Genomic DNA, 12349 nt, shown 5'->3' on the forward strand with positions numbered 1-12349 from the left:
TGAGGAGTGCCCTAACGGCTAGTGTCCTTCGGTCTCCGCGAGTAAAAATCCCTTCAGGATTTTTACCTACCTACGATAAGTCAAGCACGAATGCGCCTCCGGCTCTTCGGGTTTCCTTTATCTCAGTTGGAGCCCTCCACAAGGGACGCTTCGGCATCGTAAGCTTCGCACGAAGGAAAAGCGTTAGCTTTTACGAGGAGGCCATACGCCGCTGACCACTAAGGAAAGCTCCTTAGAATAAACATCGCAGGACCAAGCTGTACTTTGCTTGGTCCGAGGGCACTTGCGCTTTTCTTATTATCTTCTCTTTCTTCCTAATCCCATGGCGTTTTCCATTTTTTTAAGTGTTTTACTTGCAACTTGGTTTGCTTTTTCAGCACCCTCGTCTAATATTCTATCAAGTTCACTCGATTCCATTAAGTTAAAATATTTTTCTTGAATTGGTTTAAATACATTTACAACCAAATTGGCTAAGTCACCTTTGAAATCCCCATATCCTTTACCACTATACAATGCCTCAAGTTCAGGGATGGTTTTATTTCCAAGAATAGAGTAAATCGAAAGTAAATTTGATATTCCAGGCTTATTGATCTGATCAAATTTAACGATGCCCTCAGAGTCTGTAACTGCACTTTTAATTTTCTTTTCAATTTGTTTTGGTTCATCTATTGGAGTGATAAAAGCTTTACCGTTTGGGTCGGATTTACTCATTTTCTTTGTTGGTTCCTGCAGCGACATAATCCGTGCACCAACTTCAGGAAGCCGAATATCAGGAATCGTTAATACATCCCCATATTTCCTATTAAATCTTTCCGCTAAATCTCGGGTTAATTCCATATGTTGCTTCTGATCATCTCCAACAGGTACTAGGTTGGCGTTGTATAATAAAATGTCTGCAGCCATTAATGGCGGATACGTTAATAAACTTGCAGATACAGCATCCTTACCAGCAGATTTATCTTTGAATTGAGTCATTCTTTCCAATTCCCCAATATAAGCGATACATTGCATCATCCATCCCGCCTGAGCATGTGCTGGAACTTCCGATTGGATAAACAAGGTTGCTTTTTCTGGATCAATGCCTACAGCTAAGTAAAGAGCTGCCAAACTGCGAATATTTTTTCGAAGTACTAACCGATCCTGTGGGACCGTTATTGCATGTTGGTCGACAATACAAAAGTAGCAATTATAATCGTTCTGCAATTCTACAAATTGCTTCATTGCCCCAATATAGTTTCCAAGTGTAATCGTGCCACTTGGCTGAATTCCTGAAAAAATGGTTTGCATGACCTAATTCCTCCTAAATTATATATATAAAATAAAAAAACCATTCATCCCCACAACAATAGGGACGAATGGTTCGCGGTACCACCCTAAATTACTCAAAAGAGTCACTCAATTCCTGAGAATCTTAACTTGATCATCAGGGAACCTTTTAACGCAAGGGAACGTCTTTTCCTACTTATCAAATAGAAGTTCAGAAAGAAGCTCAAAAGTCCATTCGGTATTTTTCCGTGTTTGTTTTCACCAGCCACAAACTCTCTGAATCGGTTAAAAATACGTACTATTCTTTATCATCGCTTAAGCTAATAAATTATTTATTTATATTATAATTAAATGTATAATGGTAATCAAGTCGGATAAGGTTTACTTCTTCTTGCCGCCAACGCTTTTCCAGCTGGTTTGAAACCTTGCGCTTTGGTCAACGAATTCAGAACGTTTTTTTCCTCCAAGAACCTTTTCACCGAATCCATTTGTCAATACACCCATAAATGCAGTAATTCCAATAATTAATAGTGCAACCATTGATAAATCAGCTATGTAACCACCCATGATAAAACCTCCATTTTCAATTCAAAAGTTAGTAAACTGTTTGTTTTGTACATCCCCTTATCATTATTTTATAAGAAGCCCTCTGGTTTTGAAAGAGGAAAACGAATAAAACCGATAATATTTATAAAAATTGAATGCGTTTTCATTTATTGGTTTTTAATTGAGAATATTCATAGGTGTAATAGATGGGATCTGTTCAGTGAAAAACAACTTGTAACCATTGCTTAAAAAAGTTCTGAGAAAAATACAATAAAGTCTACTGATTCAAAGATTCTATTGTTGTGAAGATGTTGTTATAGAAAAATTCTAGATGAAAACAAAAAAAGAATGAAACCTTTTTGTTATATATTCGTCTAATATAATGAAAATATCCAATATAGGCGAAAAGTTTGACATTCAATAAATTTTGAAAAAATGATACCTTTTTTAGTATCAGTAGTGTATAATTAATGATATAAATTACTTATTTATAATTATTTTAATCAACGATCAACAATCAATCAATATATAGATGGCTTACTATAAATTTGAATAGTAATTAAAAGAGGAGTGTGGAGAAGAATGGTTACATTATACACTTCACCAAGTTGTACATCATGCAGGAAAGCAAAATCATGGTTAGAGGAACATGAAATCCCATATACGGAAAGAAATATTTTTTCTGAGCCTTTGTCGATCGAAGAAATTAAAGAAATCCTTCGCATGACTGAAGATGGTACGGATGAAATTATTTCAACAAGATCAAAGACTTTTCAAAAATTAGATGTAAACTTAGATACAATGCCGCTTCAAGATTTATTTGAATTAATTAAAGCTAATCCTGGACTGCTGCGCCGCCCAATTATTATTGACGAAAAACGATTGCAGGTTGGTTATAATGAGGATGAAATTCGACGGTTCCTGCCAAGGAGAGTTCGTACTTTCCAATTAAGAGAAGCCCAGCGCATGGTTAATTAACAAAAAGATGAAAGCCTTCATTAGAAGGCTTTTTTTTACCCTCCCGTTTCAATAAGTTTGAGATTTCTATGTCATTTTGTTACAATGTAAGGAATATCTAATTAATAGGCAAATGAATGGTTTTTACAATAAAGGGCAAATTTATTTCCCAATTTAATACTTTTGTCATAAAATGAAGGTACAAGGATTATACCCTTGTTTCTTCACAACAAAGAAAGCCTTTCTACTTTGGGGAATTGCTAAAAAGCATTGTCTGTTTGGGGGTATTTAGTCCCTTCAATATGAAAGGAAGGGAGAGGTAAAGATGGAGATTGAAAGAATTAATGAGAATACTGTTAAGTTTTACATTTCTTATGGTGATATAGAAGAACGAGGCTTTGATCGTGAGGAAATTTGGTACAATCGGGAGCGAAGTGAGGAACTATTCTGGGAAATGATGGATGAGGTCCATCAAGAGGAAGAGTTTGTTGTGGAAGGTCCACTATGGATCCAAGTACAGGCTTTAGAAAAAGGTTTGGAAATTCTTGTAACAAAAGCTCAGGTTTCAAAGGATGGACAAAAGTTCGAGCTTCCTATTCCAAATGATAAATTAAAGGATTTACCAGTTGATAATAATATTGAAGATATCCTGGATCAGCACTTCCATTCACCTCGTGATGAAGAAGATCTTTTACTTGAAGAGGAATCTTTAGAATTTTTAATTGCCTTCAAGGATTTTGAAGATGTCATCATGTTATCGAATCGTGGCGGTCTAGATGAATTAATCACCGTGTTGTACAACTTTGATAATAAATACTATTTATATACTGAGTTCCCTGAAGATTTGTTTGGTGAGGACGAAATTGACGATATATTAAGTATCCTGCTTGAATATGGATATGAAACGCAATTAACGATCCATCGAATTCAAGAATATGGAAAAGAAATAATTTCTAAAAATGTGTTTGCTGAAATTAGAAAACATTTTAAATAATTGTGCCGATTTCTATTATTGAAATCGGTATTTTTTACATAGGTTGATTATCAATGGCGGTGATAAGAATGAAAAACACAGTCAGGGTTATTTTGTTTGTGCTGGTTCTTTCCATCCTCTTATTTTTCTTTAAGGGGTATTTAGATGGCGGCATATTTGGTTTCCTAAGCCTGCTAATTACGTTATCGGTCATTTTTATTGCCTTTGTTATTTTCCTAGAGAATCGTCATCCGACCCAGACGATAACCTGGTTAGTGGTTTTAGGCAGTTTTCCCTTAGTCGGATTCTTTTTCTATTTACTTTTCGGAAGGAACTATCGCAAGGAGAAAATGTATCGGAAGAAGTATTTTCTTGATAAACAAGCTTTTTTAACAGTGGAGGGCGATAATGACCCAAGAAGCGAAGAGAAGCTTAGTTTAATGGGGGAGCACCAAGCAAGATTATTTATGTTGGCACAAAAGTTAGGAAACAGCCCGATTTCCTTCGATACTTCAACCAAGGTTTTAACCAATGGGGAGGAAACATTCCATCATATTCTTGAACAATTGAAAAGAGCGAGACATCATATCCATATGGAGTATTATATTGTCCGGGATGATCATATCGGGCAGGAAATAAAAAACATCTTAGTTGAAAAAGTGGCACAAGGGGTAGAGGTTAGATTCTTATATGATGCAGTGGGTTCTTGGAAATTATCGAAAAAATACATAAATGAATTGAAAACCGCCGGTGTAGAAATAGTTTGTTTTGGTCCTGTTAAGCTGCCATTTTTAAATAATAAATTTAATTTTAGAAACCACCGGAAAATTATTGTCATTGATGGTATGGTTGGGTTTGTTGGCGGACTTAATATTGGTGATGAATACTTAGGCAGGAATCAACAATATGGGTTTTGGCGGGATACCCATTTATTGTTAAGAGGTGAAGCTGTTCGGTCTCTACAGCTAATATTTTTACAAGACTGGTATTATATGACAAACCATAGCTTTTTAACGGCGGAATATTTGTCACCACAAATTGATGAAAAAAACCATGGAGGAGTCCAATTAATTGCCGGAGGTCCGGATAATGAATGGAGTGTCATAAAAAATATTTTTTTCTCAATGATTACTTCCGCAAAAAAATCTGTTTGGATTGCCTCTCCGTACTTCATCCCTGATGATGACATCTTTTCTGCGATTAAGGTGGCCGCCTTGAGCGGGATTGACGTGAGATTACTTGTACCCAACCGTCCAGACAAACGGATTGTTTTTCATGCTTCACGCTCTTATTTTCCGGAGCTATTAGAAGCAGGTGTTAAGGTTTACGAGTATGAACGAGGGTTTATGCATAGTAAAATTGTAATTGTTGACCATGAACTTGCCTCTATTGGAACATCAAATATGGATATGCGCAGTTTCCATTTGAACTTTGAGGTAAATGCCTTCCTATTTCGTACAAAAAGTACCCAAAAGCTGGTGGCTGAATACATTAATGACCTTGAATATGCAAAGCAGCTTGAATTAATATCGTTTAAGAAAAGGCATATTGGCTTACGGTTGCTTGAGTCAACAGCAAGGTTACTGTCACCGCTTCTTTAAGTTCACAAACTCGCCATAATGGCGAGTTTTCTTTTTGAGTAAAAAAAGGAGTTCTAGTCTGTTAACACGAATGTAAGGTACAAAAGGAGGTTGGTTTTTATTTGCTGACAGCACGAACAAAATCAGGAACAATATTTAGCTTAAGTAATCATTATGAAAAAGAAAATTTATTAATTCTTCGAAACAATGAGGAATTTTTCTGTCCGGTTTGCGGGGAAGCGGTTTCTCTTAAATTAGGAAATCAACGTATTTACCATTTCGCTCATCGAAGCGGCACTTTTTGCAGTGATTTTCATGAAAGTGAATCTCTGTATCATTTAGAAGGAAAACTTCAGCTCTTTCAGTGGTTACATATGCAGGGGATTTCCGCAAAATTAGAGTATTATGATTCGTTGATTGGGCAGCGTCCTGATATCATGTTCCATTTTAGAGGGAACAAATACGCATTGGAATATCAGTGTTCGCCAATACCTGAAGAAATATTTGTTAAACGAACAGAGAATTACATCCACCATCATTACATTCCCTTTTGGATTTTAGGCGGCAAACATATCAAAGCGAAAAGGGGTAATGTTTTTTCCTTATCAAACTTTAATTATTTCTTTTTAAGAAAAACACCGAGCAGGCAATTGGTCCTTCCTTCTTATTGCTCCGAAGAAAAAAGGTTTCATATCCTCAGTAAGATTCACCCATTTTCTATAAAAAATACAACCGCAAGCAGCAGTATTCTTTCTATTCACAAGGCAAAGATCGAAGAAATTCTAGAACCAACACTGTTCAATCCAATTAACTTTACGAAATGGGCAAATGAAATGGAGAAATCTATGATTAACTCTTCACTTCACGCTAGTCCCGAATTAAATCATTTTCTTCACGAAATATATCCTCATAACCTCAACTTATATTTGCTTCCACCTGAAATCGGTTTACCGGTTCGTCATGCTCTTCTCATTCAAACACCACCTATCATTTGGCAAACGTATTTGTATGTAGATGTTTTCCAGAATAAATCACCGAATACCCATATTGATTTGAGGGATGTGGAAAGAATATTTAACGATAGAATAAAAATAAATAATATTATCATCCGGAATTTACCACAACTCACAAGTGTAAATCCTTTTATGGTGGTGAGGGAGTATTTTCAACTACTAGAGAGACTCGGAATCATTATAAAAAGGGACGAATCTGTTTATCAAATGCAACAAGGATTCATGATCCCCAATTCTAACAGGGAAAAGGAAGAACGTAAGCAGGCATTTTTTCAAAAAAATTCTTCTATCTTTGCAAAAGGATAAATGAAATATTAGTTTGGGGCATAATATAATGGGTAAATCTAAATAAGATGGAATGTTCTCGAAATATTGTTGTTAAAATCTTAAAGCCGATTTTAACGTGGAAATAGTTATTTTGCGCTTTAGAATTTAGTTTGCAGGCTCTTTTCTTATAAAATTTTGCTCAAAAAAGTATTTTAGGTTAAGAAAAGAGCCTTTTTTAAGAGGAAATTGCAGGAAAAAGGAGAATATTTAACAGGGTTGTAAAACTTTAGTGTAAACCGAAAAAATGTTGAATGGAGGAAGAAAGATGGCTAACGAAACTTCTACGGTGAAGGCACTGCCACAAAGAAGTGAAATTCCAGTTGAGGATACATGGAGATTAGAAGATATTTTTGCTAGTGATGATGAATGGGAAAAAGAGTTTAAAGAGGTAAAAAATCAAATTTCTGGGATTAAAGAGTTTGAAGGTAAACTAGGTGAGAGTGCTGATACACTTTATAATGCCCTTCAATTTCAAGATAAGCTTCTTGAAAGAATTGGTAAGCTATATACATACGCCCACATGCGCTATGACCAAGACACGACGAATTCCTTTTACCAGGGATTAGATGACAGAATGAAAAACCTCTACTCCCAGGCTGGCAGTCAGTTAGCATTCATTGTCCCTGAAATCCTATCGCTTGACGAAGGCAAGGTGAATGGATTTTTAAAAGAGAAATCTGAATTAAAACTTTATGAACATGCGATTGAGGAAATAAACATTCAGAGGCCACATGTCTTGTCTGCGGAGTTGGAAGCATTGTTAGCAGAAGCGAGTGAAGTTATGGACACATCCAGTAATACTTTTGGGATGCTAAACAACGCAGATTTAAAGTTTCCGACTGTTAAAGATGAAAATGGTGAAGAGGTTGAGATCACACATGGACGTTACATCCGATTCCTTGAGAGTGGAAAACAAGAAGTCCGTCGTGATGCCTTTAAAGCGGTATATGAAACATATGGAAAGTTCCGTAATACGTTTGCCAGCACGCTTAGTGGAAATGTGAAAAAGGATAATTTTAATGCAAGAATCAGAAAATATAATTCAGCGAGGCATGCAGCACTTTCAGCCAATAATATTCCTGAAAGTGTTTATGATAATTTAGTTAACACCATAAACGAAAATTTACACTTATTGCACCGTTACGTGAAACTTCGGAAAAAGTTGTTAGGCGTAAACGAATTGCATATGTACGATCTTTATACTCCACTAGTGAAAGACGTGAAGATGGAAATACCGTACAAAGAGGCTGAAGAGCTTGTTATTAAAGGTCTTGCTCCATTAGGTGAAGAGTATTCACAAATTTTACAAGAAGGATTTGAGAACCGCTGGGTAGATGTTCACGAAAATAAAGGAAAGCGCAGTGGAGCTTATTCTTCCGGAGCATATGGAACAAACCCTTATATTCTTATGAACTGGCAGGATAATGTAAATAATTTATTTACATTGGCTCATGAATTTGGGCATTCTGTTCATAGCTACTATACAAGAAAAAATCAGCCATATCCGTATGGGAATTATTCAATCTTTGTAGCAGAAGTTGCTTCTACGTGTAATGAGGCACTCTTAAATGATTATTTATTGAAAACGATTGATGATGAACAAAAAAGGATTTATTTATTAAACCATTATTTAGAGGGTTTCAGAGGCACTGTATTCCGTCAAACCATGTTTGCTGAATACGAGCATTTAATTCATCAAAAGGCTCAAAATAATGAAGCGCTGACTGCCGACTTATTAACGAGTGAATATTATACATTAAATAAGAAGTATTTCGGAGAAGAGGATATTGTGATTGACGAAGAAATTGGTTTGGAATGGGCTAGAATTCCTCATTTCTATTACAATTATTATGTCTACCAATATGCTACCGGCTTCAGTGCCGCTACCGCATTAAGTAAACAAATCCTCGAGGAAGGGGAGCCTGCTGTTAAACGCTATATTGATTTCTTAAGTTCTGGAAGCTCAGATTACCCAATAGAAGTACTTAAGAAAGCTGGCGTAGATATGACGAGCGCAGACCCAATTAAGGATGCATGTAAGGTATTTGAAGAAAAGTTAAATGAATTAGAACAGCTATTATCATAAGATGTAAAGGGATGGCACCTAACGGTGCTATCCCTTTAAAAACCTCTAAATCTTTTTCTGTCATTCAGGTAGAAAAGAAGTGTAAGGATTCCAATGAACAACAGCGGAATGCTAATGACTAAGGGAAAGACCTTCAATAAGGCAAGGATATGAAGACAAAATCCTAAAACAATAAACAGAACCATCAGGAATATCGGTAAATTCTTCATGAAAGCATGCCACCTTTTTGTTATAGTACATTTCAACCTAGTAGCTAGTTTATTGTCCAATATCAAAAAATATGTTTTTGACAATATTGTGAAATCATACACAATCATATTGTCAATGGTTCACACACATGATATATTTTATACGTGAAGTTAATCACAACAAACATATACCCCTTTGTTTGACCGTGAAAAATTTCTCCCATCCCCTTTGTTCGTATTAATAGAAAAAGACCTTGCAGTTTGCTGCAAGGTCTTTTCGTATCTTTAAAGAAAGCGATAATATTAGTCCTCAATATAGCGCCAAAACGTACCATATTTTGCTGGGAGCTGTTCGACCTTTTGAAGTAAAAGTAGTTTTTTCATTTCACGCTCTACCTGAGAGATGGTCATATTATAAACAACTGCAATCTCCTTCGAAGCGACTACTTTAAAATACCTTAAAAATGACTCCATAGGGGGAGGCTGGTTTTTTACAGGCTGTTCGGATAACATTTCTTCAAGAATTTGTACATAGACTTCGTAAGGGTATGGTCCTGTAATTTTTATCCCTTCATCTTCTGCATTATCATTAAAAAATACAAGTGTTGGAATTTCCTGGACCTCCATTTCAGTAGTGATTTTTAAGTCACACTGAAATGCTTTAGCCGCACTTTCTGAATGGAAATCAGAAATGAATTCCTCTACGTCTAAGCCTGCACTTTTTGCGCAAGTTTTTAGTACATCAAAATGAGAAATATTTTGTTTATTAATAAAAAGATTTTCTTGGAGCTTACGGAGAAACCTAATTCCAGCTCGTCTGCCTTGCAGTTCTGCTGCTTTTATTGCAATGGAAGCAATATATGGAGAAGCAACAGGGTTTTCCAGCCAAAGGCTTCCATCACAGGACATTCCAGATCTGCTTGCTGTTTTTTCCCATAAATCTGCAATGACCTCATACTTCTTCTTTTTGCTGACATTTAAATTTGCGATACGACCACTTAACACATGCTTCAGGGAAAAATATTGACCGAATTCAATGTACAGCTTTTTTAAAATCGGTTCAAGTGCCCAACATTCAGGGCATAAAGGATCGATGAACATATATATTTCAAGTGGCTTCTTGTCATGATTAGAAAATGGCGGTTTTGAATTGAATCCTGGGTAACTCACGAATTTTCACCTGATATCTCACGTGTCTCAGGCGTATTAATCATGTGTTGTGCAGTAAGATAGAGCCTAGAATAAAAATCTTCCCTTAGCGGACCACGAAGACCAGTCTTGTCCATCGCTTGTTTCATACAAGAAAGCCATGCTTTTGCACGGGTAGGAGTTATGGGAAAAGGCAAATGTCGTGCACGCATCATAGGATGACCATGCTCTTCCGTGTAGATTGGCGGACCTCCCAAATATTGTGTTAAAAATTGCTTTTGTCTTCGAGCAACTTCTGTAAGATCATTTGGGAAGATCGGAGCAAGATCAGGATGTTGTGCAACTAGACCATAAAAGTTATCCACTAGGCTGTGTAAGGTGTCTTCGCCAATGGCCTCATATGGAGTAGGCTTTTTCTCAAACATGTTGACAACTCCTTTAATTATGTTGGTTGTTTATATTCTATCAATGGAGTTTTGATATCTCAAATAAACCGCTTATAAAAAATATTTTTGCTGATAAAACCGTTCAATTTTATTTTGTGTTTTTCGAATTGGAATTCTAAATTGATGCAACAGTTCTTGGAATGCTGCTTGACCTAGTTGAAAGTGTTCTACTTCGTATTCAACCTCATAGTCTTCTGTTTTTAAATAAAGGCTGTGGTCTAATACTAGTATTCCATTTTTATATTGGAATTCAGCTCTTTTTGTTAATAATGATCCGAAATATTCAATAAGGCTAAAAGAGATATCGTCTAGTTGTTGGATGCGATCATGAATTTCTCCTTTAGGGAGTGTTCCATATTGAATAGCCGCTTGGAATTCATTTGCAGTTAAAAGTTGAGTGGTCTCTAATAATCCAACAGCTGCAGGTTGTTTTAATGTCATTTCAAAGTGATTACCCTTTTCTCTAATTCTTAATGCGGAGCCTAATTTTTTTAATGCAAAATTTGGGGTGTCAAAGTAATGATTTTTTTGGCTTTTGATTTGACCTTCCTCAACTTTAAATGCTCCGATAAGAATTTGGTATTCGTCTTTCGTGAGTAAATTTTTAAATTCTATTTCAATGGTTTCGCTCATCTAGATCCATTCCTTTCTTTTCATTCATTTATTGTATCTTAGCTTTAGTTTGAATCGCAATTCTTGGGGGAATTGGATAGATTATGCTAAAATGGAAGAGTAAATAGTGGAGGTAATCATAATGAAAAAAAGAATATCAATTCAAAAAGCTAGTATTACGGATAACAAATTACTTTTACAGGCAAGCGAATCGATAAATGGATTCATGCCATCTGAACAAATTCTTGTTGATTCTAAGCAATTCTCGTTTGTTTACTTATTGGAGAATCAAGATGGTTATACATATCTCGATATTCCAGAAAGTATTTGGCCATTAATAAAAAATTCATTAGAAATGACTACTCCAGTGTGGGTCCAATTTAAAGATGATGAATTAGAGTTAACTAATTTTTATGAGGAATTAGTCTTTCTAATAAACAACATTAAAGGAAACAGTAATTATGGTGAAGAGATGGTTGCGAAAGTAGAAGCAATTTTTTAATATATTTTAGTTTTATTGAGGTGGAATGATGAAGCATTGGGACCAATTTTTAGCTCCATATAAACAAGCAGTATCGGAGCTGAAAATAAAATTAAAAGGAATGAGGGGGCAATTTGAGTTAGATTCTAGCCATTCACCTATTGAATTTGTGACAGGCAGAGTTAAGCCAATTGCAAGTATTCTTGATAAGGCAAATCAGAAAGGGATTGCACTAGATAAATTGGAAGAGGAAATGCAAGATATTGCTGGAATGCGAATCATGTGTCAATTCGTGGACGATATTCATCGGGTTGTCAGCTTATTAAGAAACCGGAATGATTTTGATATATTGGAAGAAAGAGATTATATTTCACATACAAAAACAAGTGGTTATCGCTCATATCATGTAGTTATTCAGTACCCTGTACAAACCATACATGGTGAGAAAAAGATTCTTGCTGAAATACAAATAAGAACATTAGCCATGAACTTTTGGGCGACAATTGAGCACACTTTAAATTATAAGTATAAAGGGGCTTTCCCAACGGATATTAAAATCAGATTACAACGAGCTTCGGAAGCTGCATTTCGGTTAGATGAAGAAATGTCATTAATCCGTGGTGAGATTCAAGAAGCACAAGCATTTTTTACAAGAAATAAGGAGTTTAAGCAAGAGGAAAAAAGCTGATAGTTTTTTTGTAAGCATATCAGTATGAGGAGCATAC

General features: G+C 35.7%; 12 protein-coding genes and 1 other annotated feature. Of the genes, 7 read left to right on the forward strand and 5 right to left on the reverse strand.

Annotation, left to right across the window (positions count from 1 at the left end; translation table 11 throughout):
- Positions 1-297: 297 nt before the first annotated feature.
- Both trpS and AC2TFD_RS07895 read right to left on the reverse strand, forming a co-directional pair.
- The gene (gene trpS / locus AC2TFD_RS07890) at positions 298-1287 is read right to left on the reverse strand and encodes a tryptophan--tRNA ligase (RefSeq protein ID WP_484675387.1); all 990 of its coding nucleotides are present in this window, start codon (positions 1285-1287) and stop codon (positions 298-300) included.
- A gap of 57 nt (positions 1288-1344) precedes the next feature.
- Positions 1345-1587 (reverse strand) — a binding site (T-box leader).
- 60 nt (positions 1588-1647) lie between these two features.
- Entirely contained in the window at positions 1648-1833 is a 186-nt protein-coding gene (locus AC2TFD_RS07895) for a hypothetical protein (protein WP_335519418.1), read from the reverse strand.
- 561 nt (positions 1834-2394) lie between these two features.
- On the opposite strand from AC2TFD_RS07895, the gene spxA reads away from it, so the two are divergent.
- From spxA to pepF, 5 genes are all read left to right on the forward strand, one after another.
- Positions 2395-2790 carry a transcriptional regulator SpxA gene (spxA, locus tag AC2TFD_RS07900; RefSeq protein ID WP_045519743.1) on the forward strand — a complete coding sequence of 132 codons (396 nt, stop codon included), beginning with the start codon at positions 2395-2397 and terminating at the stop codon, positions 2788-2790.
- A gap of 304 nt (positions 2791-3094) precedes the next feature.
- Positions 3095-3763 (forward strand): adaptor protein MecA, encoded by a 669-nt coding sequence (mecA, locus tag AC2TFD_RS07905; RefSeq protein ID WP_335515880.1) that lies wholly within the window; start codon positions 3095-3097, stop codon positions 3761-3763.
- 68 nt (positions 3764-3831) lie between these two features.
- Complete coding sequence (gene cls / locus AC2TFD_RS07910) at positions 3832-5343, forward strand: cardiolipin synthase (protein ID WP_335515882.1); 1512 nt, start codon at positions 3832-3834, stop codon at positions 5341-5343.
- Positions 5344-5444: 101 nt separating this feature from the next.
- Positions 5445-6641, forward strand: coding sequence for a competence protein CoiA (locus tag AC2TFD_RS07915; protein ID WP_484675388.1), 1197 nt, complete (start codon positions 5445-5447; stop codon positions 6639-6641).
- A 286-nt stretch (positions 6642-6927) separates the two neighbouring features.
- Positions 6928-8748 (forward strand): oligoendopeptidase F, encoded by a 1821-nt coding sequence (gene pepF, locus AC2TFD_RS07920; protein WP_484675389.1) that lies wholly within the window; start codon positions 6928-6930, stop codon positions 8746-8748.
- Positions 8749-9239: 491 nt separating this feature from the next.
- On the opposite strand, the gene AC2TFD_RS07925 is transcribed toward pepF, so the two are convergent.
- From AC2TFD_RS07925 to AC2TFD_RS07935, 3 genes are all read right to left on the reverse strand, one after another.
- On the reverse strand, positions 9240-10037 hold the full coding sequence (locus AC2TFD_RS07925; protein WP_484676284.1) for a ClpXP adapter SpxH family protein: 798 nt from the start codon (positions 10035-10037) through the stop codon (positions 9240-9242).
- A gap of 65 nt (positions 10038-10102) precedes the next feature.
- Positions 10103-10510, reverse strand: a complete 408-nt coding sequence (locus AC2TFD_RS07930; RefSeq protein ID WP_335515896.1) for a globin domain-containing protein — start codon at positions 10508-10510, stop codon at positions 10103-10105.
- 72 nt (positions 10511-10582) lie between these two features.
- The gene (locus AC2TFD_RS07935; RefSeq protein ID WP_484675390.1) at positions 10583-11164 is read right to left on the reverse strand and encodes a CYTH domain-containing protein; all 582 of its coding nucleotides are present in this window, start codon (positions 11162-11164) and stop codon (positions 10583-10585) included.
- A 121-nt stretch (positions 11165-11285) separates the two neighbouring features.
- Between AC2TFD_RS07935 and AC2TFD_RS07940 the strand changes: the two genes are divergently transcribed.
- Both AC2TFD_RS07940 and yjbM read left to right on the forward strand, forming a co-directional pair.
- Complete coding sequence (locus AC2TFD_RS07940) at positions 11286-11645, forward strand: UPF0738 family protein (RefSeq protein WP_484675391.1); 360 nt, start codon at positions 11286-11288, stop codon at positions 11643-11645.
- Positions 11646-11673: 28 nt separating this feature from the next.
- A complete protein-coding gene (gene yjbM, locus AC2TFD_RS07945; RefSeq protein WP_335567570.1) occupies positions 11674-12312 on the forward strand; it encodes a GTP diphosphokinase in 639 nt (212 codons plus the stop codon).
- The last annotated feature ends 37 nt before the right edge of the window (positions 12313-12349 follow it).

The organism is Neobacillus sp. plas4, assembly GCF_057221695.1.